This is a genomic window from Schinkia azotoformans (assembly GCF_035811335.1).
GTDB classification, from domain to species: domain Bacteria; phylum Bacillota; class Bacilli; order Bacillales; family Bacillaceae_J; genus Schinkia; species Schinkia azotoformans.
In genome coordinates this window covers 36493-63163 of sequence record NZ_JARSMD010000016.1, presented here as the reverse complement: position 1 = coordinate 63163, position 26671 = coordinate 36493, and the positions used below count along the sequence as shown (strand labels likewise).

Below are 26671 nucleotides of genomic sequence, written 5' to 3'. Positions count from 1 at the left end.
AGGAGGCTACAACGTGTTAGTATCTTATAATTGGCTAAAAGACTATGTTGACATAAATGATGTATCAGCAGAAGAGCTTGCTGAGAAAATTACAAAAGCCGGAATTGAAGTTGAGCAGGTAGAGGTTTTAAATAAAGGCATCGAAGGCGTTGTTGTCGGCCATGTATTGGAATGCGTGAAGCATCCCGAGGCAGATAAACTTAATATTTGTCAAGTTGACCTTGGCGAAGAAGAACCGAAGCAAATTATCTGTGGTGCGCCAAATGTTGCCGCAGGACAAAAAGTAATCGTTGCTAAAATCGGGGCTGTTCTTCCTGGGAATTTCAAAATTAAAAAAGCGAAGCTTCGCGGAGAAGCCTCTAATGGTATGATTTGCTCCTTGCAGGAACTAGGGATTGAAACAAAATTCGTACCAAAAGAATATGCGACTGGAATTTTTGTTTTCCCATTTGAAGTTGAGGTTGGTACCGACCCACTAGAATATTTGAATTTAAATGATAAAGTGTTAGAGCTTAGCTTAACACCGAACCGTTCTGATGCATTAAGCATGTTAGGTGTTGCTTATGAAGTGGCGGCAATTTTAGCACGTGAAGTTAAACTGCCAAAACCAGTTATGAATGAAGTCAAAGAAAAGGCTGCAGATTATATTAAAATTACGATTGATGCAAAAGAAGATTGTCCCTATTATGCAGCTCGTGTAGTTAAAGGAGTAAAAATTGGTCCATCACCATTATGGATGCAAATGCGCTTAATGGCCGCCGGAATCCGTCCAATCAATAATGTTGTTGATATTACAAACTACATCTTAATTGAATATGGCCAGCCGTTGCATGCTTTCGATTATGATCGATTAGGTTCAAAGGAAATTCTTGTAAGACGTGCAAAACAGGATGAAAAGTTCGTAACTTTAGATGACCAAGAACGGACATTAAAGGCAGATCAGTTAGTGATCACGAATGGAACTGAGCCTATTGCCTTAGCTGGTGTGATGGGTGGAGCTAATTCCGAGGTGCATGATGGAACGGTTAATGTTTTAATCGAAGCCGCTGTCTTTAACGGTTTGGCTGTTCGTAAAGCATCCAAAGATCATGGATTACGCAGTGAAGCAAGCGCACGTTTCGAAAAAGGAATCAATCCAGAACGTACAAAAGAAGCGGGTGATCGCGCAGCTGCATTAATGGCTGAGCTTGCGGGTGGAGAAGTGCTTGAAGGGGTTGTTGCTGCAGATTATTTACAATCAACAGCCGTTAAGGTTTCTGTATCAACAGAACGTATTAACCAAGTGCTTGGAACGAGCATTACAGCGGAAGAGGTCGCAAACATTTTTACTCGTTTACAATTTGAGTTTACTGAGGAAAATGGCAATTTTACAGTAACAGCACCGTCAAGAAGACGTGATATTGTCATTCCGGAAGATCTTATCGAAGAGGTTGCCCGTCTTTACGGCTATGATTTTATCCCAACTACATTGCCAGTTGGCGACTCTACACCGGGGAAATTATCACAATATCAGCAAAAACGCCGTAAGGTTCGGAAGTTTTTAGAGGGTGCTGGGTTGTCTGAGGCGGTAACTTATTCATTAACAAGCTCAGAACGAGCATTATTGTATAAGGATGATACAACAAAAGCAACGCCAATTCGTTTATCGATGCCGATGAGTGAAGAGCGAAGTACATTGCGTTTAAGCTTAGTTCCGCATTTATTAGAGGCTGTTGCCCATAATAATGCTCGTCAGCTTGATGATGTGGCTCTTTATGAAATAGGGAAGGTATATTTAATAGAAGATAAAATTGACAATGAACAGCCGAATGAAAGAGAGAACTTAGCTGGTGCCATTACAGGTCTTTGGCACTCCCATTCTTGGCAAGGAGAGAAAAAAGCTGTAGATTTCTTCGTTGCTAAGGGAATTCTTGAAGGTTTATTTGATGTATTAGGTTTGAATGAGCGGATTACATTTGAACAAGGCGGTAAAGATGGGCTTCATCCAGGACGTACTGCAATCATTAAACTTGATGGAGATTATATCGGTTTCGTTGGTCAAGTACATCCGGACGAACAGAAGGCACTTGATCTTGATCCAACATATGTATACGAATTGAATTTAGAAAAACTACTAAGAGCTGAGGTAAAGGCTATTAAATATGAGGCGATCCCTCGTTATCCATCGATTACTCGCGACATTGCTTTAGTTGTTGATGATAATGTGATTGCCGGCAATGTGGAAGCGGTTATTAAAGATGCTGGAGGAACATTGCTTAAAGAAGTTTCAATCTTTGACCTGTACCAAGGTGAGCATTTAGAAAAAGGTAAAAAATCACTGGCCTTCTCATTACGTTATTTCGATCCTGAAAAAACGTTAACAGATGAAGAGGTTTCTAAAGCACATGAAAAAGTGCTCCAAGCTGTTGCAGAAAAGCTTGGAGCAGTGCTAAGAGGATAATCCCGAAAAAAAGAGTTGAGTTTGCTATTGATGGCAAAACTCAACTCTTTTTTTGGGGGAGCTTCATTCTCCTAATCCTTCAGTTTTTAATGTGTCTTCTAATGCTTGAATTGCTTCTTCTTCATCAGTGCCATCCGTTGCGATCTTAAACAGTGCGCCCTTTGGCACACCTAATGACATCACGCCCATAATAGACTTTAAATTCACCTGTTTTTCGCCGTATTCAAAAGTAATATCACAGCTAAACCTGCTTGCAGTTTGAACAAGGGCAGTAGCTGGGCGGGCATGGATACCCGTTTCACAAGTTACTGTGAAAGTTTTCTCGATCATTTGATTGCTCCTTTCCAATAATAGCGTTTCCTTTGTCGACCAAAACGATTCTCATAGAAAATTATCAAATGAGCCTTAGCGAATTTGCGCCCAGATTTTTTCGAGCTTGCTCGAAAAACTACCTTCTTTAAAAATCTGAGGCATCCGCCGGAGGCTATAACTTTATTCAGTAGTGGTTGTAACCACTGAATTAAAATACTAATACGTATTCATCCCACTCCATATGGAAGGGGGGACTGCTACTGAATAAAGTTATTTAATGAGACGTTTTGCCTTATCAGTATTGGCAAAGTGTAATTTTGCCACTTTTGTTAAAGAGGCTTCACCATATTTTTTTATGAATTCCGCAGCTTTTTGATCAACCTTTGGACCCGCACCTTTTGGCAGTTCAAACCCTGCCATCTTGCTAAGCTTTTCAAATTCTTTAACAAATGCATATCTGGCAATAATCGATGCAGCGGCTACAGCAATATGAATCCCTTCCGCTTTTGTACTGAAGTAGACATTTTCACTGGATTTCCAAGGGATGCTCTTGCCTAATAGGTAATGGAAGAAAACGTCAGGCTGACAAAACTGATCAATTAAAATCCCGTCTACATTATTTTCGGACTTTACACGCGTAAGTACTTTACTGATCGCTTGGTTATGTAGCATTGCCTTTAGCTTGCCTTGATTCATTCCACTTTGTTCAAGTTCATTATATTTCGCATTTCTTAAAATTAATAAACTATGTGGAACGATCGGAATAATTTGTTCGGCAATCTTTGCGATTTGTGTATCATTTAAATCCTTCGAATCTTTAACGCCTAATTCCTTTAAAAGTTCAATTTTATCGTTGGATACATAGGCTGCCGTAACTGTAATCGGTCCGAAATAGTCTCCGGTCCCGACTTCATCCGAACCAATGATTGATAATTGACCAATATTGGGAGGTGGCGCATATCTTCCGGAATTAGCAGCAATATTCTTCTTTTTCGTGGATGAGGACTTTGAAGTGCTGCTTTGACTAGGTTTATTAGCGCCCCACTTTGCTGCTTCGATACTTGCTCCATTCCCTTGGAACAGCACTTTTCCAGAGTTATAGGCTGTGATCGTACAGCCATTGGGCTTGGCTACAAATACACTACCCGGTGGATTTTGCTTTGTTATCGCATTCTTATAATGCTCCTTCATTTTATAAATGGTATCCTTTGTAACGGTTAAAACCGTATTCGACATCGTTCATTCCCCTTTTTACGGATATGATTTTGAAAAGGTTTGTATTCATGGTATCATTATATAGATAATTCGTGCTATTTTAATACTATAGGGTGTATAAAGTTTATAGATTATAGTATAAGAAAAATTGAAAAGAAAGAGGAAAAAGCAAACAATGGTTGATTTAGTTTTACTTTTAGTCCTTGTAATCGGCTTTTTCATTGGCTTTAGAAGAGGGTTTATTTTACAGATTGTTTATTTTGTAGGGTTAATTGCGGCAATTGTTATTGCTTACTTATATTCCGACAATTTAGCTCCGTTTTTGAAACTTTGGGTACCATTTCCAGCTCCATCTTCAGATAGTGCATTCTCCATATTATTTGAATCCTTTGATGTGGAAGCTGTTTTTTATCGGGCTATTGCATTTGCGGTATTATTTTTCGGTACGAAAATTACGCTCCATATCGTCGGTTCGATGCTTAACTTTTTAGCAGATTTACCTATATTACGTACGATCAACGGTTGGCTTGGCGGTGCTTTAGGGTTTGTTGAAGTTTATTTGGTAGTTTTCATTATACTATATCTCGGTGCATTAACACCAATCGAGTCTGTTCAGTCCATTATGAGTGATTCTGTAATAGCAAAAGGGATTATCGAGCATACTCCCATTGTTTCGGGAAAAATAAAAGAGTTATGGGTACAATCCGATGCGTCGTACTTCTAACTTCTAACCTTATTAAGTCCTCCATGCCAAATGCATGGGGGTTTGTACTTTTAACCTTGAAATAGTCGAAAAAGTAGGTGATATCTATGGAGATCAATAAAAAAGATATAATTAAAACTTTAGAAATGATTGCTTTATATCTAGAAATAAAAGGTGAAAATCCGTTTAAAATATCCGCATATCGGAAAGCTGCCGCTGCTTTAGAAGCAGATGACCGCAGCCTAACTGACATTGATGATTTTTCAAAAATAAATGGGATTGGGAAAGGAACAGCAGCCGTCATTCAGGAGCTATTGGATACCGGGAAGTCAACTGTGCTCGAGGAACTGAGTGAGCAGGTGCCAAAGGGATTACTCCCATTATTAAATCTTCCGGGCCTGGGCGGTAAGAAGATCGCTAAGCTTTATCAAGAATTAAATGTAACGGACGCGCAGTCATTAAAAAAATGTTGCTTGGAAAACAAGGTACAAGCGTTAGCCGGTTTCGGGAAAAAGACAGAGGAAAAAATTCTGGCAGCGATTGAAGACTTGGGGAGCCGACCTGACCGTTTGCCGATATGGTATATGCTGCCGATTGCTGCGGCAATAGAAGCTCAATTAAGCACGATGAATGATGTTATCCGCTTTTCACGAGCAGGCAGTCTGAGAAGAATGAAAGAAACGATTAAGGATTTGGATTTTATTATTGCGACAACAAATCCAGCAGCTGTTCGGGAACAGTTATTGGGGCTTGAACATGTCACAGATATCATAGCTAGCGGGGATACAAAGGTTTCTGTTGTACTAAAATATGACTATGATGTATCGGTTGACTTTAGGATGGTGGAGCCTAAAAGCTTTGCAACAACACTACATCATTTCACCGGCTCCAAAGAGCATAATGTAAAAATGCGACAGCTCGCCAAAGAGCGCGGTGAGAAAATTAGCGAATATGGTGTTGAAGTGGTTGAAACAGGCGAGTTACAGACGTTTGATTCAGAGGAAGAATTTTTTCACCATTTTGGGCTACAATTTATTCCTCCGGAAATGAGAGAGGACCAGGGGGAAGTTGAAGCTGCTAGGGAAGGAAAGATTGCTCCGCTTACGGTTCGTGACATTAAAGGCGATCTCCATATGCATACAACGTGGAGTGACGGAGCCTATTCGATTCAAGAAATGGTGGAGGCAGCAAGAAAAAAAGGATATTCTTATATAGCAATAACCGATCACTCTCAATATTTAAAGGTAGCCAATGGCTTAACACCGGAGCGCTTGCGCGAACAACGAAAAGAAATTAACAGATTAAATGAATTATATGATGATATCACAATTCTTGCGGGTGTTGAAATGGATATATTACCGGATGCAACTCTTGATTATGATGATGAAGTATTAAAAGAAATGGATATCGTGATTGGGGCTATTCATTCGAGTTTTTCGCAGGACCGTGAAAAAATCATGAAGCGCCTCATTCAAGCGTTGGAAAGTCATCATGTTGATATCATCGCCCATCCAACCGGAAGATTAATTGGAAAAAGACAAGGCTATGACGTTGATTTAGAGATGTTAATTGAAATAGCGAAAAAGACGAATACCGCACTTGAATGCAACGCAAACCCATATCGGTTGGATTTATCAGCTGAATGGTTGAAAAAAGCACAAGATGCAGGAGTAAAGGTGGTAATCAATACAGATGCCCACCAAATCGACATGTTGGAGCATATGGAAATAGGAGTGGCTACGGCTAGACGTGGCTGGATCAAGAAAGAGAACATTCTAAATGCTTGGTCGATCGGGGAACTTAAGGAATTTTTAAACCGCAATCATTAAGTTGGTTGTACAGGAGGAAAGATTAGTGAATAAGCGTGTACTTCGCATATTAGAGTTTGAAAAAATTAGAGAAGCATTAATGAAACATGCCGCTTCATCATTGGGAAAAGAGAAGGCAGAAACTATATTGCCCTCCTTTGACTTTGAAGAAGTTGTTAAATGGCAAGAAGAAACCGACGAGGCAGCCAAAGTATTACGACTTAAAGGACAGGTCCCGCTAGGCGGCATTTTTGATGTTCGCCCCAGTTTAAAAAGAGCCCAAATTGGCGGTGATTTAAGTGCCAGTGAATTATTGGATATCGCGAGTACGATCTATGGCGGACGGCAAATCAAGAACTTTATAGAAGCAATGGTCGAAGATGGAGTCGAACTGCCAATTCTAAGCAGCTATATCGAGCAACTTATCACTTTAACGGATTTAGAGCGAAAAATAAAAAATTGTATTGATGACCATGGACATGTGATGGACGGTGCCAGTGATAAATTACGAAGCATCCGCCAAACATTGCGCTCAGCTGAATCAAGAATACGTGAAAAGTTAGAAAATATGACAAGATCGTCCAACGCACAAAAAATGCTGTCAGATGCGATTATTACCATTCGTAATGACCGATTTGTAATCCCGGTCAAGCAAGAATACCGCAGTGCATACGGAGGAATTGTCCATGATCAGTCTGCATCGGGTGCTACGCTTTTTATAGAACCGCAAGCTGTCGTTGAATTAAATAACACACTTCAGGAAGCACGGGCCAAAGAAAAACAAGAGGTAGAAAGAATCTTGCATGAACTTACACTATTTGTTGCTGAAGATGCAGAGTCCATGCTTCATAACGTTAAGATTCTAACAGAAATTGATTTTATGTTTGCAAAAGCATCCTATGGCCAAAAAATAAAAGCCTCTATGCCGAAGATGAATAGGGAAGGCAGGATCAGATTATTTAAAGCACGCCATCCATTGATAGACATTAAACAGGTTGTACCTAATGATATAATTCTCGGAGAAGATTATTCAGCCATCGTGATTACCGGTCCTAATACAGGTGGTAAAACTGTTACTTTAAAGACGCTAGGCTTATTAACTTTAATGGCTCAAGCAGGATTACAGATCCCTGCTCTAGATGGGTCTGAAATGACAGTCTTTTCTTCCGTATTTGCCGATATTGGTGATGAACAATCGATTGAACAAAGTTTAAGTACGTTCTCCTCCCATATGACAAATATTGTTGAAATACTAAAACAGGTTGATGCAAACAGCCTTGTTTTGTTTGACGAATTAGGGGCAGGAACAGACCCTCAGGAAGGGGCAGCGTTAGCTATCGCCATTTTAGATGATGTCTATAACCGCGGTGCCAAAGTCGTTGCAACCACACACTATCCGGAACTAAAAGCCTATGGCTATAACCGTTCTGGTGTGATCAATGCAAGTGTTGAATTTGACGTTGAGACATTAAGTCCTACTTACCGCTTGCTGTTAGGGGTTCCCGGCCGAAGCAATGCCTTTGAAATCTCTAAACGATTAGGACTTTCACAGCATGTTATTGAAAATGCAAAAGGATATGTAAGTCAGGAAACAAACAAGGTTGAAAACATGATTGCATCGCTTGAAGAATCGAAGAAACAAGCAGAAGAAGAATGGTCTGAAGCGGAAGATATTCGGAAAGATGCCGAGCATCTTCACCAAGAATTGCAAAAACAAATCATTGCCTTCTACGAAGAACGCGATAAGATTTTAGAAAAGGCTGAAGAAGACGCAAAAGAAGCGATCGAGAAAGCTAAGGGTGATGCTGAAGCAATCATTAGGGATTTACGAAAAATGAAGTTTAATGCAGCCCAAGCTGTGAAAGAACATGAGTTAATTGAAGCTCGTAAAAGATTAGAAGAAGCTGTGCCAACCCTGCAAAAAAATAAAAAAATCGTCCAAAAGCAAAAGGCGAAACAAAAGCTTTTGCCTGGCGATGAAGTTAAAGTTGTAAGCTTAGATCAAAGAGGACATATTGTTGAACAGGTTAGTGAAGGTGAGTTTCAAGTCCAAATCGGTATACTAAAAATGAAGGTGAAAGAAAAAGATCTTGAATATATTAGCCGACCGACACCTGTTGCAACCAAGCCGCTGGCAACGATTAGGGGCTCAGAACATCATGTCAAACCTGAATTGGATCTTCGTGGTGAACGTTATGAGGATGCCGTCCTAATGGTTGAAAAATATATTGATGATGCACTACTTGCTGGTTATCCGAGTGTATCGATTATCCATGGTAAAGGAACCGGTGCCCTTCGTAAAGGGGTACATGACTTCTTGAAAAATCATCGACACGTAAAAGCCTATCGCCTTGGTGGCATGGCGGAAGGCGGCAGCGGAATGACTTATGTAGAATTAAAATAAGCGGAACAATAACCTTAATCCATTGATAAGGTTTCTAAGGGAGAGGTTGTTCATGAATAGTTTTTGGGAAAATAATTATGTGCTGACGGCAGCTAATTATAGTGTGGTTGTTTTATCGATCATTGTCTTCCTTTCTATTTTTGAGCTTGTAACTAAATATAAAAATATGGACGAAATCAAAAATGGAAACCTTGCTGTTGCAATGGCAACGGGAGGGAAAATATTTGGCATTGCCAATATATTTCGCTTTTCCATTCTGCATAATGATTCCTTGGTTACGATGCTTTTATGGGGATTATATGGATTTATTTTATTGTTAGTTGGTTATTTTATTTTTGAATTTTTAACTCCGAAATTTAATATTGATGAGGAAATTGAAAAAGGAAACCACGCTGTTGGATTTATTGCCATGATCATATCGATCGGATTATCGTATGTAATTGGTGCTGGTATCATGGCCTGATCGAAAAGAGGAGATGAGAAGGGTTGTTGGAGAGACTTGCTAAAATACTAATGATAGTATGTGCGCTATTTTTCATAATCGGATTATTTTATTGGATTTTTAATGCTTAAAAGACAAGAGGGGTGCCAGTTTAGGGCTGCTCCTCTTTTTTTAAAATTCGATAAATAATACTGATGTAGGAACAATATATTTTATAATAGAATCTGTAGAAAAAAGGGGGTTATTTAAATGGACGTGTTGCTTGAAAAACCATGGCTCGCTAAATACCCTACAGAAATTCCGCACCATATTAATTATGAAGAAAAGCCATTATTCGCTTTTCTCGAAGAAGCAGCAATGAACGCACCTGAAAAAGTTGCCGTACATTTCCTAGGAAAAGAATTAACGTATAAAGAGCTTTATCTGTCATCCTTAAAACTTGCTAATTATATTAAAGGGTTAGGTGTCCGAAAAGGTGATCGTGTATCAATTATGCTGCCAAATTGCCCGCAAGCTGTAATTAGCTACTACGGAGCACTGCTTTCAGGTGCGATTGTAGTCCAAACGAACCCGATGTATACTGAGAGGGAATTGCAGTTTCAGCTCGTTGATTCCGGTTCAAAATGGATTATTTGTTTAGATCTCCTATATCCAAAAGTAGTAAAAGTGAAAGCATCTACAGAAATTGACCATATCATTGTGACGAGTATCAGTGATTATTTACCATTCCCCAAAAATTTAATCTACCCATTCATTCAGAAAAAGCAGCACGGGATCAAAGTACAAGTTACCCATGGTGCAAAAACGCATTTATTTCAACAGGCCTTAAAAAACAGCAGTACAGAAAAAATCCCACTCGAAATTAATCCAAAACAAGACCTTGCTCTTTTGCAATATACCGGTGGTACGACAGGCCAGGCGAAAGGTGTCATGCTTACCCATTATAATCTCGTCGCCAATACGACGATGTGTATCAATTGGATGTACAAAATGAAAAAAGGGGAAGAGCGAATATTAGGTATTCTCCCATTCTTTCATGTATTCGGGATGACAGTAGTTATGAATTTAGCCATCATGCATGAATCAAAGATGATATTACTACCACGATTTGATGTAGAAGATACTCTTAAAACGATAGAAAACCAAAAGCCCACTATATTTCCGGGGGCTCCAACGATTTTTATCGCCCTCTTGAATCACCCTGATATCGTAGATTACGACCTTTCTTCCATTGATTCCTGTATTAGTGGATCTGCCCCGTTGCCGATTGAGGTCCAAGAGAGCTTTGAAGAAATTACGGGAGGGAAACTGGTTGAGGGCTATGGTCTAACAGAAGCGTCCCCGGTTACACATGCGAACTTTTTATGGGACATCCGGCCTAGAGTCAAAGGAAGTATTGGTGTGCCGTGGCCGGATACTGAAGCATTTATTCTTTCTTTAGAAAAAAACGGACCGGCAGAACCAAATGAAATTGGGGAAATCGTCATTAGAGGACCGCAAGTCATGAAAGGCTATTGGAACCAAGACGATGAAACTGCAGCCAGTTTCTTTGAAGGGGAGTGGCTATTAACCGGTGACCTTGGCTATATGGATGAACAAGGCTATTTTTACATTGTTGACCGCAAAAAAGATATGATTATTGCTGGAGGCTTTAATATTTATCCACGTGAAATAGAAGAAGTCCTATATGAACATGAATCGATTAAAGAAACAGTAGTCGTTGGTATTCCTGATCCTTACCGTGGTGAAACTGTTAAAGCGTATGTTGTTTTAAAAGACAATGAGTCAGTAACGGAGGAGCAGTTAGAAAGACATTGCCGAGAATATCTTGCGGCCTATAAAGTACCAAAGATTTTTGAATTTCGAAAGGAGCTGCCTAAAACAGCTGTTGGAAAAATAGTAAGACGTGTATTAGTGGAAGAAGCTAAAAAACAAACCTGAACAACTAAGTTGTTCAGGTCCATTCCGAATTGTTGGAATATTGACAGTTTTACGACACTACATTAAAATTGAGTATGAGTGATGAGATTTAATCATTAAATGTAAATAGTAGAAACTCTAGGGATGGGGAGGAATTACATTAATGGGCTTTTTTACTGTACAAATTGAAGAGAAGGTTGCTACAATTACTTTAAACAGACCTCCTGCAAACGCTTTAGCAACACAGGTTTTGAAAGAGCTTTCAGTTGTATTGGATGAAATGGAAGCAAACGAAGATGTTAGAGTCCTCTTAATGAAAGGTGAGGGCAAATTCTTCTCAGCAGGTGCTGATATTAAGGAGTTTACAGAAATTGAAACAGCGCAGGACTTCCAAGAGTTGGCACAAAGGGGTCAACAAATTTTTGATCGCGTTGAGAACTTTTCCAAGCCTGTTATTGCAGTAATCCATGGTGCTGCTCTTGGCGGTGGATTAGAGCTTGCGATGTGCTGTCATATTCGCTTAGTAGGTGAAAATGCGAAGCTTGGTCTGCCAGAACTACAGTTGGGCTTAGTTCCAGGGTTTGCTGGGACACAACGATTGCCTCGTCTAGTTGGCATGCCGAAAGCAGCGGAGATGATGTTTACAAGTGAGCCAATTTCGGGAAGACAAGCTGCCGAACTCGGACTTGTAAATCATGCTTATCCTGAAGAAAGTTTATTTGATGAAGCAAATAAACTAGCGAAGAAGATTGCAGTTAAAAGTCCAATTTCTTTGAAAGCAGCGATTGAATTACTCCAGTATGCAAAAGGTAGTTTATTCGAAAAAGGTGTAGAAAAGGAAGCAACACTGTTTGGGGAAGTATTTGTTTCAGAAGACGCAAAAGAGGGAATTAATGCATTCCTTGAAAAACGTAAACCAGAGTTTAAAGGACGCTAGATTTGGGTTGCTATCGACAAAAAATGAGCGATCGCTCAGGCGATGTGACAGGATATACACTATAGGGAGGGAAATTTGATGAATATTTATGTATTAATGAAAAGAACATTCGACACAGAAGAAAAAATTACAATCAACAATGGCAAGATCAGTGAAGATGGTGCTGAATTTATTATTAACCCATATGATGAATATGCACTTGAAGAAGCTATTCAACTAAAGGATAAACATGGCGGAGAAGTTACCGTTATTACGATTGGAAATGAAGATTCTGAAAAAGAACTACGAACGGCACTAGCGATGGGAGCTGACAAAGCCGTATTAATCAATATTGAAGATGATGTGGAAAATGGGGATCAATATACAACAGCTGCAGTCCTCACTGAATTTTTCAAGGATAAGGAATATGACATCATCCTTGGAGGAAACGTTGCAATCGATGGTGGATCTGGACAAGTTGGTCCTCGTCTCGCTGATGCTTTAAATATTAACTACGTTACGACAATAACAAAACTTGATATTGATGGAAATAAAGCAACAATTGTACGTGATGTGGAAGGAGATAGCGAAGTAGTAGAAACTACTTTACCGCTTCTTGTAACGGCTCAGCAAGGATTAAATGAGCCGCGCTATCCATCATTACCGGGTATTATGAAAGCAAAGAAAAAGCCTTTAGAAGAGCTTGAATTAGATGACTTGGACATTGACGAAGATGATATAGAAGCTAAAACTAAAACTCTTGAAATTTATTTGCCACCAACTAAAGGAACAGGAAAAATCCTTGCAGGCGAATTAAGCGACCAAGCGAAAGAATTAGTAAAATTACTACAAACTGAAGCGAAAGTAATATAGGTGGGGGGAGAAAGTTATGGCTAGAAAAGTATTAGTTTTAGGGGAAGTTCGTGAAGGCAATTTACGCAATGTATCATATGAAGCGGTTGCTGCAGGAAAGCTAATTGCTGAAGGCGGAGAAGTCGTAGCAGTATTAATTGGTGAAACAGTTGCGAGCTTAGGTGCCGCAATGATCCAATATGGGGCGGATCGTGTTGTAACGGTTGAAAATGAACAGTTAAAAAATTATACACCTGATGGCTATGCTCAAGCATTACTTGCTGTAGTAAATGCAGAGAATCCGGAAGGAATTGTGTTGGGGCATACGGCTCTAGGAAAAGATTTATCACCAAAAATTGCTTCTAAATTAGGCTCCGGACTAGTATCTGACTGTGTTAATGTAGAGGTAACTGGGGGAAATATCGTATTTACACGCCCGATTTATTCAGGTAAGGCATTTGAAAAGAAAATCGTCACAGACGGTGTTATTTTTGCGACGATCCGTCCAAACAATATTCCACCGCTTGAAAAAGATGAATCACGTACGGGTGATGTTGCATCACTTGCAGTTGATATTAAAGACTTACGTTCTATTATTAAAGATGTAGTCACGAAAGCATCAGAAGGTGTTGACCTGTCTGAGGCGAAAGTAATCGTAGCAGGCGGCCGCGGTGTAAAAAGTGCAGAAGGATTTAATGCACTGAAGGAATTAGCGAATTTATTAGGCGGAGCTGTTGGAGCTTCACGTGGTGCATGCGATGCTGATTACTGCGATTATTCCTTGCAAATTGGTCAAACAGGAAAGGTTGTAACGCCTGACTTGTATATTGCATGCGGTATTTCCGGTGCAATCCAGCATCTTGCAGGGATGTCAAACTCCAAGGTCATTGTTGCCATCAATAAGGATCCTGAAGCAAACATCTTTAATGTGGCGGATTATGGTATTGTCGGTGATCTTTTTGATGTTGTTCCCCTGTTAATTGAGGAATTTAAGAAAGTAAAAGTGAATGCTTAAGAAAAATTAAGGGAATATTGAAGGAGAGCAAAAGATTCGCATCGAAATACTTATAGTGATATACTCTTTTTATTAAATGTATTAACCGCAGGTTAAGGAGGTATTATTATGGCAATTGTAAATGCAACAGATCAAAACTTTGAAACTGAAACTAGTCAAGGTACAGTATTAGTAGATTTTTGGGCACCTTGGTGTGGACCTTGTAAGATGATTGCTCCTGTATTAGAAGAGATTTCTGGCGAATTAGGCGATAAATTAAAAATCGTTAAATTAGATGTTGATGAAAATCCTGATACAGCAGCTAAGTTTGGAGTTATGAGTATTCCTACACTATTAGTATTTAAAGATGGAACAAAGGTAGATCAGTTCGTTGGTTTCCAACCAAAGGATGCACTTTTAGCTAAATTAGAAAGCCATATTTAAATAAAAAGTAAAAAAATAAGCCAGAAATTTGGCTTATTTTTTTACTGTTATGGAGGTGATTTTCATGAACAATCATCTTAAGGAAAAACTCGCTCTCTTACCTGATCAACCAGGCTGTTACTTAATGAAAGATCGACAAGAGACGATTATCTATGTCGGCAAGGCGAAAATATTAAAAAATCGTGTCCGCTCCTATTTTACAGGTTCGCATGACGGTAAGACGGCACGATTAGTGTCTGAAATAGAGGATTTCGAATTTATTGTAACCTCCTCAGAATTGGAAGCTTTAATATTAGAAATGAATTTGATTAAAAAGCATGACCCTAAGTATAACGTCATGCTAAAAGATGATAAAAGCTATCCCTATCTAAAAATAACAGCCGAGAGACATCCACGGCTACTTACTACAAGAAATGTAAAAAAGGATAAGGGAAAATACTTTGGCCCCTATGCCAATGTCCAAGCAGCCAACGAAACAAAAAAATTATTAGACCGACTTTATCCATTAAGAAAATGTTCAACAATACCAGATCGGGTCTGCTTGTATTATCATATGAATCAATGCTTGGCACCATGTGTGAAGGATATTTCGGAAGCGAAAAATAAGGAAATGGTCGATGAAATTATAAAATTTTTAAATGGCGGCCATCAGGATATTAAAAAGAGTTTAGAAGAAAAGATGTACAAAGCATCAGAAGAGCTTGATTTTGAAAGGGCAAAAGAATATCGCGACCAAATTGCCCATATTGAATCAGTCATGGAAAAACAAAAAATGAACTTGAATGAGCTTGTCGACCGCGATGTTTTTGGATATACGTATGATAAAGGCTGGATGTGTGTTCAAGTATTTTTTGTTCGACAAGGAAAATTAATTGAGCGGGATGTATCACTTTTTCCTTTTTATAACGAACCGGAAGAAGACTTGCTTACTTATTTAGGTCAATTTTATTTAAAAAGTAATCATCTAAAGCCAAAAGAAATCTTTTTGCCTGAAGAAATTAATGGTGAATATGCGGAAAAATTAGTTGATGTAAAAGTGATTCAACCAAAAAGAGGCAAGAAAAAGGATTTAGTCGACCTAGCGATCAAAAATGCCAAAATTGCGTTAAAAGAAAAGTTTGCCTTGATTGAAAGAGATGAGGAAAGGACTATTAAGGCTGTTGAGAATTTAGGGAAAAAGATGGGGATTCCTACTCCGCATCGTATTGAAGCTTTTGATAACTCAAACATTCAAGGGACAGACCCTGTATCGGCAATGATTATGTTTGTTGATGGGAAACCGGAGAAAAAAGAGTACCGCAAATATAAAATAAAAAGTGTAGAAGGTCCCGACGACTATGCTTCAATGAGAGAAGTTACGAGAAGAAGGTATACAAGATTATTAAAAGAAAATCTGCCGCTCCCTGACTTAATTATTATCGATGGTGGTAAAGGTCATATCCAAGCCGTAAAGGATGTCCTTGAAAATGAATTAGGATTAGAGCTGCCCATCTGTGGTTTGGCAAAGGATGAAAAACACCGAACATCAGAACTGCTCTTTGGCGACCCGCTTGAGTTGATTGATCTGGGCAGGAATAGTCAGGAATTTTATTTACTGCAAAGAATCCAAGATGAGGTGCACCGATTTGCAATCACATTTCATCGTCAGCTTAGAGGGAAAACCGCTTTTAAATCGATATTAGATGACATTCCAGGTGTAGGAGAGCAAAGAAAAAAGAAAATATTAAACCATTTTGGTTCAATCAAGAAATTGAAAGAAGCAACAATGGAAGAGTTGACAGCCATCAATATCCCCAAAAATGTGGCTGAAAATATTATTAACCATATTAAACAAGATACACAAGACAAGGTGTCAGAAGAATAATTTCCTCGGACACCTACTTTATTTTTATATAATGAATACTATTCCCATTGTACGGTAAAAATAATAGTATTTAGTCTCTTCTTTTGCTGCTCCATTGTTTCGGCTTCATTCCCCATTATGTTTTGCAACTGTTCGGCCAAAAACCCGGCCTCAAGCTGATAGGAGTATTCGGAGTCACGTGCGAAACGATTTGTGATCAGATCACTTGTGAGTTCAAATATCATTTCATTCTTATTTTCTTTAGTAACTTTTAATGTTCCAAGCCCTGCTGATTCAAAGAAATCGATAATTTCCTGGATCGTTTCAAGTGGATGTTTACGGGCAAGATTTTTTCCACCCCAATATAAAATGGATTTGTAATCCTTGCCTAGAATATCTTTTAATAGCGTTTCACGAACTAATTCATAGCCAAAGGCAGGAATTGTTAATTGTGTTAAATTTATATCATTGTTTTCTTTCAGTCGTTTATTAAACAATTGTTACCACCCTTTCTATGTTTATTATTATCTTTTTTGCATAGGTTAGCAATAGGGTGTTTTATTATAAAAAATGTATAAAAAACGCATATAAATGACGAAGATATAAGTCGAAAGCAGGAGAAATATGAAAGAAAATACAAGAAAATGAATTTTTTGAATCTTTATCTATGGGTGTTCTTGACGTGTTTTGTAGATGAGAGTAAAATGGACATGTCACAGATTATTCAAAGAAGGTTCACAAAATGGATGCTTCTTTGGAGCTTTTTTACATACGGGGAGGTAGGAAACTATCGTTCTGTCTAGTAGCACTAATTTAATTAAATCTGATGAAAAGTATTAAGGGGGGGCAAAAATGGCAAAGGATCGAGAATTTTTAAACCGGAGACTTCATTCATTATTGGGGATCATTCCGGTCGGTGTTTTTGTGACACAACATTTAGTTGTAAATCATTTTGCAACAAAAGGGGCGGAATCATTTAACAACGCTGCAAATTTTATGGCGAATTTACCATTCCGCTATCTTTTAGAGGTATTTATTATCTTTTTACCATTACTATATCATGCAGTTTATGGACTTTATATCGCCTATACTGCGAAAAACAATGCCAGTAGATATGGTTTTTTCAGAAACTGGATGTTCTTACTACAACGTGTAACTGGTGTTATTACACTAATATTTGTAGTATGGCATGTTTGGGAAACTCGTTTAGCTGCTCAATTTGGAGCGGAAGTAAACTTTGATATGATGGCAAATATTTTAAGTAGTCCAGTAATGCTAGTATTCTATATTGTGGGTGTACTTTCAGCTGTATTCCATTTAGCAAATGGATTATGGTCTTTCTTTGTAAGCTGGGGACTTACAATTACTCCTCGTTCGCAGCAAATATCCACTTATGTGACAATGGGTATTTTTGTATTACTTTCAATTGTGGCATTAAGAGCAATATTTGCATTCTTAGATCCACAATTAGCTACTATGTAATCTAGTTCGTTTAACTTTATTCAGCAGAAGTCTCCCACTTCTATTAAGTGATGAGATGAATGCAAATTAGTATATTAATTCAGTGATGGTGTAAACACTGGCTGAATAAAGTTAAAGCCTCCGGCGGATGCCACGGATTTTTAAAGGTAGTTTTTCGAGCAAGCTCGAAAAAAATCCGGGCACAAATACGCCAAGGCGCATTTGATATAAGTTTCGGATCAAACCAAATCGGGGAGTGAGTTATTTTGAGTAATGGAAATCTTGTTATTGTCGGTGGCGGCTTAGCCGGTTTAATGGCAACAGTTAAAGCTGCTGAGGCAGGGGTTCATGTTGACTTATTATCACTAGTACCTGTTAAACGTTCTCACTCTGTATGTGCACAGGGTGGTATTAACGGTGCAGTTAATACAAAAGGTGAAGGCGATTCACCTTGGATACATTTTGACGATACAATTTACGGTGGCGACTTCTTAGCAAACCAACCACCTGTTAAGGCTATGTGCGATGCTGCACCTGGTATTATTCATTTATTTGACCGTATGGGCGTTATGTTCAACCGTACTCCAGAAGGTTTATTAGACTTCCGCCGTTTCGGTGGAACACAGCATCACCGTACAGCATTTGCTGGTGCGACAACTGGCCAGCAGCTACTATATGCCTTAGATGAGCAAGTTCGTCGTCATGAAGTGGCAGGACTTGTTACGAAGTATGAAGGCTGGGACATGCTGTCATTAATCCTTGATGATAGCGAAGAATGCCGTGGTGTTGTTGCACAAGATATGCGATCACATGAGATTAAAGCATTTAAAGCTGACGCAGTTATTTTGGCTACTGGTGGTCCTGGGATTATTTTTGGTAGAACTACTAACTCAGTTATTAATACCGCTACAGCGGCTTCTGCTGCGTATCAGCAAGGGGTTTACTATGCTAACGGTGAATTCATTCAAATCCACCCAACAGCTATTCCAGGCGATGATAAAAACCGCCTAATGAGTGAATCAGCACGTGGTGAAGGTGGACGTGTATGGACATATAAAGATGGTAAGCCATGGTACTTCCTTGAAGAAAAATACCCAGCATACGGCAATCTAGTTCCACGTGATATTGCAACACGTGAAATTTTTGACGTGTGCGTAAATCAAAAGCTTGGAATCAATGGTGAAAATAGAGTTTATCTTGACCTTTCACATAAGGATCCACATGAGCTTGACGTCAAACTTGGCGGTATTATCGAAATTTATGAGAAGTTTACTGGTGATGATCCACGTAAAGTTCCAATGCAAATCTACCCTGCTGTTCACTATTCAATGGGCGGTATGTGGGTAGACTTTAATCAAATGACCAATATTCCAGGTCTTTTTGCAGCTGGTGAGTGTGATTATTCTCAGCATGGTGCAAACCGTCTAGGTGCGAACTCATTATTATCTGCTATTTATGGTGGTATGGTTGCAGGACCAAATGCGGTTGAGTATATGAGAAATCGCAAGAAAGCAACTGATTCACTTCCTGAGTCAGTATTCGAAAGTCAGCTTCGCTTGGAACAGGACAAGTTTAGTAAGTTAACTTCAATGACAACTGGTTCTGAAAATGCATACGTCATTCATAAAGAGCTTGGTGAATGGATGACAGACAATGTAACAGTTGTTCGTTACAATGATCGACTTCTTAAAACTGATGAAAAGATCCAAGAGTTACAAGAGCGTTGGGAACATATCAACATCAATGATTCAGCTAAATGGAATAACCAAGGTGTTATGTTCACACGTCAATTAAAGAATATGCTTCAACTAGCACGTGTAATTACGTTAGGTGCTTATAATCGTAATGAAAGCCGTGGTGCCCATTACAAACCAGAATTCCCGGAACGTAATGATGAAGACTGGTTAAAGACTACAAAAGCGAAGTTCACAGGTGAGAAAAGTGCACCTGAGTTCACTTATGAGGAAGTTGATATTTCACTTATCAAACCACGTAAGCGTGACTATTCAACAAAACATGAAGTAGAAGAGAAACATGAAGAGAAGGAGGCAAAATAATCATGAGTGGAAAAACAATAAAATTAATCATATCACGTCAAGATTCACCGGATTCTGCCCCTTACACTCAAGAATTTGAAATACCATATAGACCAAATATGAATGTTATTGGCTGTTTAATGGAGATTCAACGTAATCCTGTAACAGTTAAAGGGGAAAAAGTAGCACCACCAACTTGGGATATGAACTGTCTAGAAGAAGTTTGTGGTGCCTGTTCAATGGTTATCAATGGTAAACCGCGTCAATCATGCTCCGCGCTGGTTGACCAGCTTGAACAGCCAATTCGTTTAGAGCCTATGCGTACGTTCCCTGTAAACCGTGACTTACAGGTTGATCGTAGCCGTATGTTTGATTCATTAAAGAGAATCAAAGCTTGGATTCCAATCGACGGAACATATGACCTTGGACCTGGACCAAGAATGCCAGAGAAAAAGCGTCAATGGGCTTATGAATTATCTAAATGTATGACTTGTGGAGTTTGTATGGAGGCTTGTCCAAACGTTAATGATAAATCTAACTTTATCGGACCTCAGCCGCTTTCGCAGGTTCGTCTATTCAATGCACATCCAACTGGGGAGATGAATAAAGAAGAACGTTTAGAAGCTCTTATGGGCGATGGCGGTCTTGCTAACTGTGGTAACTCTCAAAACTGTGTGCAATCTTGTCCAAAGGGAATTCCGATCACGACATCAATTGCATCTTTGAACAGAGATACAACAATTCAAATGTTCAAGAATTTCTTTGGTAGTGACAAATAATAGATTTATAATCACATATAAAAAACTCCGTAACCAAAAGGTTACGGAGTTTTTTTAGACTTAATTAGATATTTTGTGCTGTTTTAACAACCTTTTTATTGTTAACGTTAATGGGACCTTTTGCAATTAATCCTAGTGGTTTTCCTAATGATAACACCGTTCTTCCAAAGAAATTATTTAAGAATGTTGCTCCACATAGATAGAAGCCTAATAATGAAATTGAAAACTCTGTATATGCTGCAATTTTTGCGAATAAGTCATGTTGGATACCAAGTGTAGATAATCCAAGTGATAAGAATAATACATTGATAAGCACTAAGATCGAAGCCATTACTGTATGAACCTCAAAGGCGGCTACCATAATGAATAGTGAGAAGAACATATAACCGAAAAATGCAAAACCTAATTGTCTTGGATCGGCATTAGCACTTAATTCCCCAAGCCAACCTAGGCTGATAGTCCAGTGTGCAGCAACTCCCATCCAGAACAAACCGTAAATGCCTAATGCAATTGCACCAAAATAATTATTGTTTTTGAAATCTATTAATGAAGCCCAAATTTGTGCAATTGCTCCCAAGAAGAAAGCCCACGGAAGGACGTATTCTACCCCTGATGTCCATCCCATTTTTTGTGATGCGGCAACAAATGTTACCATTGCTAATCCAAAGACCCCCAATGCTGTTGGATCAGCCATTTTTACTTTAACCTCAGTTACAGACCCCATGTTCCCCATTTTGCTACTCTCCCTTTCTAAGTATTATTATGATATATAACACCACCTCATTATATAAAACATAGTTATATAACACCTTACAAAATATTGCCTTTATTTATCAAAATAATGCTATTATTTTTTAAAAATTAGCCCAATTCAGACGCTTTGACAAGATATTTTAAAATAGTTATAAAATATTGTTAAATGGAAGAAAAAATAAAAAAGGCTGGTAAAAACCAACCTTTTTGAACAGGATATTCTATTCATTTACAGTAATAATATGAGCTTCTCTGTATTCACTTGGTGACATGCCAGTTTGCTTTTTAAAGATGGAACTAAAATAGTTTGGTGTATTAAAGCCAACCTGTGCTGCTATTGATTCAATCGTATCATTTGTATTCGCTAACAAGTATTTAGCACGTTTTACCCGAATGTTCGTTACATATTCAACAAAGGATACACCGAGCTCCTTTTTGAATAAACGGCTGAAATAGGTGTGGCTTAAATGAACTTTGTTGGCTACTTTCTTAATGGATAAGTCTTCATGGAAATAATTTGAAATATATTCAATACACTTTTGCAGGTTTGTATCTTTTGTCAATTCCTCATAGAAGCATAATAGACTTCCTTCACTGATGGATTGTCCTAACGCCTTGCGCGCTTCACGATATGGTTGATTTAAATTCAAAGGCTCATTGTAGACAGAGCCAACACCAGCATGAAGTGTAATGCCATATTCTTTTTGAATTTCCTCAATTAGTTTTAAGAGGTAGTAACGGATTTGATCCCATTCCCGGATTGATTTATAAACATATGGAATATGGAATAGAACGGCCAAGTATCTCGGAAAAGACACAAAATAAACGTCCTTTACCCATAGTGAAAGATGATTTTTTATGGCTGAACGAAGATGTGTCCGGATGACGCGTCTTCCTTCCTCATTTTCAATAAAATCCTGCGCTCCATCGGCCCCTTGTACAAGACAAACAATATTTGGGATGCTGTCCATCTTTGAAAACGTTTGGTATTGTTCTAACTCCTCATTTGTTTTTACTTCTCCATATAATAGGCGTCTTAAAAACATTTCGCGAACGATAGGTAAATCGCCTAAACCCTCAACAGAAGTTTTAATGGCATTTATAAATGTGTTTTTCCTAACAGGGTTCAACAATAAAGAGTGCGCATTTAAATTAACTGCGATTGGTGCAGTTTTTAGATTTTCCTCATTCATAATAATGATTAGTTTACTTTGTAAATGTTTCTTTCTGAGTCGATTAACCTTGATCCAATCGAACGATGCTTGAATCTGAGCGACAATGATATCAATCTGAACATTGCTTTCATCGCTTTCAGGAAACAGCATATAGCGGCCATTTAAAGCATCATTTACCCAGCTAGTGAAATTTTCACTCATTTCAGGACCAATTCCCACAAACTTTACGTTATACATGGTATACATGATTGTCCTCCCCTAATTTCCCCGATTGATTTATATAGTTATTTGTTAATTAAAGTAATTTACAATTTCTTAACACAATTACATTATACTAAATTTTTAAACATAATGAGACAAACTTTTACATAAATTATAAAAATGTTCACAAAATTTCACAAAACTGTAGAATTAGAGTGTCATAATATGCAGAAATGTGTCCAAATCATATATACTTTGTGTACTATTATATTAAAATAATAAAAAATTGAAAAGTAGTAAAATTAGTATGGTGTCACAGAGTATGCGCTTCTTACATATGATATCGAGACTAAATATATTCCCTTCAAAACACAACTCATGCCCTGGTAAGGAGGGAAAATTTGATTGAAGGATAACAACTACCAACCGAAGCCGCTACTTACAAAGAGAGAAAAAGAAGTTTTTGAACTCTTAGTACAAGACAAAACAACGAAAGAGATTGCAGAGGAACTTTTTATTAGCGAAAAAACTGTTCGTAATCACATCTCAAACGCCATGCAAAAGCTTGGAGTTAAGGGGCGCTCTCAAGCAGTCGTGGAACTCCTTAGGATGGGGGAACTAGAACTATAGTTCATGCCGGCTTTCATAATTGGAAGCCGGTATTTTTAAATTTTTATTTTCTGCGTTTTCAATCCTATTGACCACAGTTGTTTCTGAACAATTTCGGGTTATCTTATGTCACAATAAAAGGATAATGAGAACTAGATTCCCATTTGGACGTCTAAGATTAAGCAAATGAAAATCAAAAAGGGTGTATGATTTCCGAAATCTGTGGATGAACAGGAAAACAGGAATCATAGAAGACCATTTCTTTTATTCTCCTAAAAAATGCGGCCACGTCAAAGGAGGAACTCACACTCCCTGTCCGCAATGTCGAAAAGCCCGTGTTTCAGTCTTCATTTTACATAATGACAACTATTTTGAATATGCTATAATAAACTTTTGTAAAACAGGTTAATCGAAGAAAGATAGATGAATAGAATCTCATAATTATTATAACTAAATCGAGGCGAAAAACTTTTGAATAGACCAATTGGTGTAATTGATTCAGGTGTTGGAGGATTAACGGTAGCGAAAGAAATCATGAGACAACTGCCGAAGGAAGAAATTATATATTTAGGTGATACTGCCCGTTGTCCATACGGCTCCCGACCAACTGAAGAGGTTAAAAAATTTACATGGGAATTAACGAATCACTTATTAAACTATAACATTAAAATGTTGGTAATTGCATGTAATACTGCCACCGCATTAGTTTTGGACGATATTAGAGCAAATATTAACATACCGGTTGTAGGTGTAGTTTATCCGGGTGCGAGAACGGCCTTAAAGGTAACCAAAAATATGCACATTGGGGTTATAGGAACGGTAGGAACGATCGAGAGCGGTTCATATGAACAGGCACTAAAAAGCATCAATCATCATGTGAAGGTTGAAAGTCTTGCATGTCCCTTATTTGTTCCGATTGTGGAAAGCGGGAAGTATGAGAGTGAAGAAGCATTAACGGTTGTAGAAGAATCGCTGGAGCCATTAAAAGTTCACGATATTGATACGCTTATTTTAGGTTGTACCCATTATCCAATCCTCCGCTCAATCATTCAAGAGGTTATGGGGCGGAAAGTAAAACTAATTAGTTCCGGTGATGAAACAGCACGAGAGGTTAGTACCCTCTTACATCATTCAGGTATGCTTGTCACCGAAGAACGAACTCCACAACACCTATTCTTAACAACAGGGCCTAAAGAAATTTTTGAACAAATTGCTGCAAAAGTATTTGAACATCCGATTGAAAATGTAAATTCAATAACCTTACTAGTATAAACCTCCATTAATTTGGAGGTTTTTTTATTGCTGTTGAAAAAAATCGGTCTAAAACATGTCTATGCTCGTATATATAGTAGTACAAACTGCCATTGGAGGGAGAATTATGTTTAAAATAAAAAAGAGCGGTTTACTGGCATCTATTTTAGCATTTTCAACAGTGTTGACAGGCTGTGCCATGGGTGGCGAGCAAGCCGTACGCCAAATGGAGAAAACTACGCCTCAAGAGGTTACATATGTTGACGAGGAGGCAATAAATCAAGAAACATCTACTGAACAGGTCGATAAAGGGGCTCAAGGGGTAGTTGCCGAAGATACAGTCCAAAGAGAGCTATATCTGTTAGATAAAAACGGATTGGTTGTTCCGCAGACCGTTACATTACCAAAAAACGTAGAGGTTGCAAAGCAAGCTTTAGAATATCTTGTTGATGGTGGACCGATTACGGAGATGTTGCCTAACGGTTTTAGAGCAGTTTTACCGGCTGGAACGATGATCAATGGGATAAATCTAAAGGATGGTACGATTGTTGTTGACTTCTCTAAAGAATTCGAAAATTACAATGCTGAAGATGAATTGAAAATTTTACAGGCAATCACCTACACTTTAACTCAATTTGAAAACATCAATAAGGTCAAAATCCAAATTAACGGTTATGATCAGACGAATATGCCTGTTAATGGAACACCAATTAACGAAGGCACTAGCCGCGCTAACGGTATTAACTTTGATAATGGTGATGTTGTCGATGTTGTGAATAGTAAAGCTGTAACGCTTTACTTTCTTGGACAAAATGGGGACAACACATATTATGTACCTGTAACGAGAAGGATTAATAAAAATGAGAACAATAGCTATGCAGCTGCTGTAAAGGAATTAATTAAAGGGCCTAATGCAGCATCTGGTTTATATACAGAACTCCACGATGATATCGCCTTACTAGAAGAGCCAACCTACAAAAATGGTGTTGTAACTTTAAATTTTAACGAAGGTATTTTAAGTAGTTTACAAGGAACTGCATTATCACAAAATATTTTAAATGAACTTGTATTTTCTTTAACGGAACAGCAAGGTGTGGAAAGCGTAGCAATTAAGGTCAAAGGTGAAGAGAAAGTAATCAATGAATCTGGCAAAGAGATCTCTGCGCCAGTATCACGACCAAAATCTGTGAATACAGGTAGTTTTTAAAGTGTAAAATTTGGTATAATTAAATTTGCTAATAAAGGGCCGGCGAATAGTTGCCGCCTTTTTTGTTTCCACCTCAAGTTTAAACGATGGTAATAATGAACAGAGTATATGTGATATGAATTAATTATTGGAGGGGTTTTGATGAGAGTTGACGGGAGAAAGAATGATGAATTAAGACCAATACATATTGAAACGAACTATTTAAAGCATCCTGAAGGGTCTGTGTTAATTACAGTTGGCGATACAAAGGTTATATGCAACGCAAGCATTGAGGATCGTGTCCCGCCTTTTCTGCGTGGCCAAGGTAAAGGGTGGATTACAGCGGAATATGCGATGCTGCCAAGGGCGACAGAACAAAGAAATATTCGAGAATCTACGAAAGGGAAGGTTTCTGGCAGAACGATGGAAATTCAGCGCCTAATCGGACGAGCATTGCGTTCTGTTGTTAATCTTGAACTAGTCGGGGAAAGGACGATATGGATTGATTGCGATGTCATCCAGGCAGATGGAGGCACACGAACAGCTTCTATTTCTGGTTCATTCGTTGCTATGACGATAGCATTTGGAAAACTGTTTGAGAAAAAAGCCATAAAGGAATTTCCAATTCATGATTTTCTGGCGGCTACATCAGTTGGCATAGATTCAGAGTTAGGTGAAATTTTAGATTTGAACTATATTGAAGATTCAAAAGCGAATGTAGATATGAATATTGTGATGACCGGAAATGGAGAATTTGTTGAGCTTCAAGGAACGGGTGAGGAAGCAACATTTTCAGGGGGGCAGCTGCAGGAGCTTTTAAGTCTTGGAGAACAGGGCGTGAAGGAAATTATTGAAATGCAGAAGGCTGTGTTAGGTGCTTTAGCGGATAAGGTGCTTGAAGGTGTGAAAGTAAAATAGGGAGAGGTT

23 protein-coding genes are annotated in these 26671 nt (G+C 38.4%); 18 read left to right on the top strand and 5 right to left on the bottom strand.

Translation table 11 applies throughout. The features are described from left to right. Positions 1-13: 13 nt before the first annotated feature. Positions 14-2440, top strand: coding sequence for a phenylalanine--tRNA ligase subunit beta (gene pheT, locus P9E47_RS08880; RefSeq protein WP_326163186.1), 2427 nt, complete (start codon positions 14-16; stop codon positions 2438-2440). 63 nt (positions 2441-2503) lie between these two features. On the opposite strand, the gene P9E47_RS08875 is transcribed toward pheT, so the two are convergent. Both P9E47_RS08875 and rnhC read right to left on the bottom strand, forming a co-directional pair. Beyond that, positions 2504-2770, bottom strand: a complete 267-nt coding sequence (locus P9E47_RS08875; RefSeq protein WP_003331022.1) for a phosphocarrier protein HPr — start codon at positions 2768-2770, stop codon at positions 2504-2506. A gap of 252 nt (positions 2771-3022) precedes the next feature. After that, positions 3023-3988 (bottom strand): ribonuclease HIII, encoded by a 966-nt coding sequence (gene rnhC / locus P9E47_RS08870; protein ID WP_035194200.1) that lies wholly within the window; start codon positions 3986-3988, stop codon positions 3023-3025. A gap of 154 nt (positions 3989-4142) precedes the next feature. Here rnhC and P9E47_RS08865 point away from each other — a divergent pair, with 154 nt between their 5' ends. From P9E47_RS08865 to uvrC, 10 genes are all read left to right on the top strand, one after another. After that, the gene (locus P9E47_RS08865) at positions 4143-4691 is read left to right on the top strand and encodes a CvpA family protein (RefSeq protein WP_003331020.1); all 549 of its coding nucleotides are present in this window, start codon (positions 4143-4145) and stop codon (positions 4689-4691) included. An 86-nt stretch (positions 4692-4777) separates the two neighbouring features. Then, complete coding sequence (gene polX / locus P9E47_RS08860) at positions 4778-6499, top strand: DNA polymerase/3'-5' exonuclease PolX (RefSeq protein ID WP_003331019.1); 1722 nt, start codon at positions 4778-4780, stop codon at positions 6497-6499. Positions 6500-6524: 25 nt separating this feature from the next. Continuing rightward, positions 6525-8882, top strand: a complete 2358-nt coding sequence (locus P9E47_RS08855) for an endonuclease MutS2 (RefSeq protein WP_326163185.1) — start codon at positions 6525-6527, stop codon at positions 8880-8882. 52 nt (positions 8883-8934) lie between these two features. After that, complete coding sequence (locus P9E47_RS08850; RefSeq protein ID WP_003331017.1) at positions 8935-9345, top strand: DUF350 domain-containing protein; 411 nt, start codon at positions 8935-8937, stop codon at positions 9343-9345. Between the two features lie 228 nt (positions 9346-9573). Continuing rightward, the gene (locus P9E47_RS08845) at positions 9574-11265 is read left to right on the top strand and encodes an AMP-binding protein (RefSeq protein WP_326163183.1); all 1692 of its coding nucleotides are present in this window, start codon (positions 9574-9576) and stop codon (positions 11263-11265) included. 142 nt (positions 11266-11407) lie between these two features. Next, positions 11408-12181 (top strand): enoyl-CoA hydratase, encoded by a 774-nt coding sequence (locus P9E47_RS08840; RefSeq protein ID WP_326163180.1) that lies wholly within the window; start codon positions 11408-11410, stop codon positions 12179-12181. Positions 12182-12259: 78 nt separating this feature from the next. Next, positions 12260-13033 carry an electron transfer flavoprotein subunit beta/FixA family protein gene (locus P9E47_RS08835; RefSeq protein WP_003331013.1) on the top strand — a complete coding sequence of 258 codons (774 nt, stop codon included), beginning with the start codon at positions 12260-12262 and terminating at the stop codon, positions 13031-13033. A 16-nt stretch (positions 13034-13049) separates the two neighbouring features. Then, a complete protein-coding gene (locus P9E47_RS08830) occupies positions 13050-14027 on the top strand; it encodes an electron transfer flavoprotein subunit alpha/FixB family protein (RefSeq protein WP_035194187.1) in 978 nt (325 codons plus the stop codon). A gap of 108 nt (positions 14028-14135) precedes the next feature. Next, on the top strand, positions 14136-14450 hold the full coding sequence (trxA, locus tag P9E47_RS08825) for a thioredoxin (RefSeq protein WP_003331011.1): 315 nt from the start codon (positions 14136-14138) through the stop codon (positions 14448-14450). A gap of 64 nt (positions 14451-14514) precedes the next feature. Beyond that, positions 14515-16314, top strand: a complete 1800-nt coding sequence (uvrC, locus tag P9E47_RS08820) for an excinuclease ABC subunit UvrC (protein WP_326163179.1) — start codon at positions 14515-14517, stop codon at positions 16312-16314. Between the two features lie 38 nt (positions 16315-16352). Here the strand turns inward: uvrC and P9E47_RS08815 are convergent, their stop codons facing one another. Then, positions 16353-16790 (bottom strand): YslB family protein, encoded by a 438-nt coding sequence (locus P9E47_RS08815; RefSeq protein WP_003331009.1) that lies wholly within the window; start codon positions 16788-16790, stop codon positions 16353-16355. Between the two features lie 355 nt (positions 16791-17145). On the opposite strand from P9E47_RS08815, the gene P9E47_RS08810 reads away from it, so the two are divergent. The 3 genes from P9E47_RS08810 (at position 17146) to sdhB (ending at position 20569) form a co-directional block, all read left to right on the top strand. Then, positions 17146-17775, top strand: a complete 630-nt coding sequence (locus P9E47_RS08810; RefSeq protein ID WP_003331008.1) for a succinate dehydrogenase cytochrome b558 subunit — start codon at positions 17146-17148, stop codon at positions 17773-17775. Between the two features lie 293 nt (positions 17776-18068). Next, complete coding sequence (gene sdhA / locus P9E47_RS08805) at positions 18069-19811, top strand: succinate dehydrogenase flavoprotein subunit (RefSeq protein WP_051015793.1); 1743 nt, start codon at positions 18069-18071, stop codon at positions 19809-19811. A gap of 2 nt (positions 19812-19813) precedes the next feature. Further along, complete coding sequence (gene sdhB / locus P9E47_RS08800; RefSeq protein ID WP_003331006.1) at positions 19814-20569, top strand: succinate dehydrogenase iron-sulfur subunit; 756 nt, start codon at positions 19814-19816, stop codon at positions 20567-20569. Positions 20570-20633: 64 nt separating this feature from the next. Here sdhB and P9E47_RS08795 read toward each other — a convergent pair whose 3' ends face one another. Continuing rightward, positions 20634-21302 carry an acetate uptake transporter gene (locus P9E47_RS08795; protein ID WP_003331005.1) on the bottom strand — a complete coding sequence of 223 codons (669 nt, stop codon included), beginning with the start codon at positions 21300-21302 and terminating at the stop codon, positions 20634-20636. 241 nt (positions 21303-21543) lie between these two features. Next, on the bottom strand, positions 21544-22743 hold the full coding sequence (locus P9E47_RS08790) for a helix-turn-helix domain-containing protein (protein WP_003331004.1): 1200 nt from the start codon (positions 22741-22743) through the stop codon (positions 21544-21546). Between the two features lie 360 nt (positions 22744-23103). Between P9E47_RS08790 and P9E47_RS08785 the strand changes: the two genes are divergently transcribed. The 4 genes from P9E47_RS08785 to rph all read left to right on the top strand — a co-directional run bounded on the left by P9E47_RS08785 (position 23104) and on the right by rph (position 26662). After that, complete coding sequence (locus tag P9E47_RS08785; protein WP_003331003.1) at positions 23104-23328, top strand: helix-turn-helix domain-containing protein; 225 nt, start codon at positions 23104-23106, stop codon at positions 23326-23328. 450 nt (positions 23329-23778) lie between these two features. Continuing rightward, positions 23779-24579, top strand: coding sequence for a glutamate racemase (racE, locus tag P9E47_RS08780; protein WP_035194178.1), 801 nt, complete (start codon positions 23779-23781; stop codon positions 24577-24579). 106 nt (positions 24580-24685) lie between these two features. Beyond that, entirely contained in the window at positions 24686-25765 is a 1080-nt protein-coding gene (locus tag P9E47_RS08775; RefSeq protein WP_326163178.1) for a GerMN domain-containing protein, read from the top strand. 141 nt (positions 25766-25906) lie between these two features. Continuing rightward, on the top strand, positions 25907-26662 hold the full coding sequence (gene rph / locus P9E47_RS08770; RefSeq protein WP_003331000.1) for a ribonuclease PH: 756 nt from the start codon (positions 25907-25909) through the stop codon (positions 26660-26662). Positions 26663-26671: the final 9 nt, after the last annotated feature.

What these genes read in the sequence shown, in the direction of transcription:
- P9E47_RS08845 (WP_326163183.1), top strand. Translation starts at nt 9,574, where the DNA reads ATGGACGTGTTGCTTGAAAAACCATGGCTCGCTAAATACCCTACAGAA.
- P9E47_RS08865 (WP_003331020.1), top strand. Translation starts at nt 4,143, where the DNA reads ATGGTTGATTTAGTTTTACTTTTAGTCCTTGTAATCGGCTTTTTCATT.
- rnhC (WP_035194200.1), bottom strand. Translation starts at nt 3,988, where the DNA reads ATGTCGAATACGGTTTTAACCGTTACAAAGGATACCATTTATAAAATG.
- P9E47_RS08790 (WP_003331004.1), bottom strand. Translation starts at nt 22,743, where the DNA reads ATGTATACCATGTATAACGTAAAGTTTGTGGGAATTGGTCCTGAAATG.
- P9E47_RS08830 (WP_035194187.1), top strand. Translation starts at nt 13,050, where the DNA reads ATGGCTAGAAAAGTATTAGTTTTAGGGGAAGTTCGTGAAGGCAATTTA.
- sdhA (WP_051015793.1), top strand. Translation starts at nt 18,069, where the DNA reads ATGGCAACAGTTAAAGCTGCTGAGGCAGGGGTTCATGTTGACTTATTA.
- uvrC (WP_326163179.1), top strand. Translation starts at nt 14,515, where the DNA reads ATGAACAATCATCTTAAGGAAAAACTCGCTCTCTTACCTGATCAACCA.
- P9E47_RS08810 (WP_003331008.1), top strand. Translation starts at nt 17,146, where the DNA reads ATGGCAAAGGATCGAGAATTTTTAAACCGGAGACTTCATTCATTATTG.
- polX (WP_003331019.1), top strand. Translation starts at nt 4,778, where the DNA reads ATGGAGATCAATAAAAAAGATATAATTAAAACTTTAGAAATGATTGCT.
- sdhB (WP_003331006.1), top strand. Translation starts at nt 19,814, where the DNA reads ATGAGTGGAAAAACAATAAAATTAATCATATCACGTCAAGATTCACCG.
- P9E47_RS08840 (WP_326163180.1), top strand. Translation starts at nt 11,408, where the DNA reads ATGGGCTTTTTTACTGTACAAATTGAAGAGAAGGTTGCTACAATTACT.
- P9E47_RS08795 (WP_003331005.1), bottom strand. Translation starts at nt 21,302, where the DNA reads ATGGGGAACATGGGGTCTGTAACTGAGGTTAAAGTAAAAATGGCTGAT.
- P9E47_RS08850 (WP_003331017.1), top strand. Translation starts at nt 8,935, where the DNA reads ATGAATAGTTTTTGGGAAAATAATTATGTGCTGACGGCAGCTAATTAT.
- rph (WP_003331000.1), top strand. Translation starts at nt 25,907, where the DNA reads ATGAGAGTTGACGGGAGAAAGAATGATGAATTAAGACCAATACATATT.
- P9E47_RS08775 (WP_326163178.1), top strand. Translation starts at nt 24,686, where the DNA reads ATGTTTAAAATAAAAAAGAGCGGTTTACTGGCATCTATTTTAGCATTT.
- P9E47_RS08835 (WP_003331013.1), top strand. Translation starts at nt 12,260, where the DNA reads ATGAATATTTATGTATTAATGAAAAGAACATTCGACACAGAAGAAAAA.
- trxA (WP_003331011.1), top strand. Translation starts at nt 14,136, where the DNA reads ATGGCAATTGTAAATGCAACAGATCAAAACTTTGAAACTGAAACTAGT.
- P9E47_RS08875 (WP_003331022.1), bottom strand. Translation starts at nt 2,770, where the DNA reads ATGATCGAGAAAACTTTCACAGTAACTTGTGAAACGGGTATCCATGCC.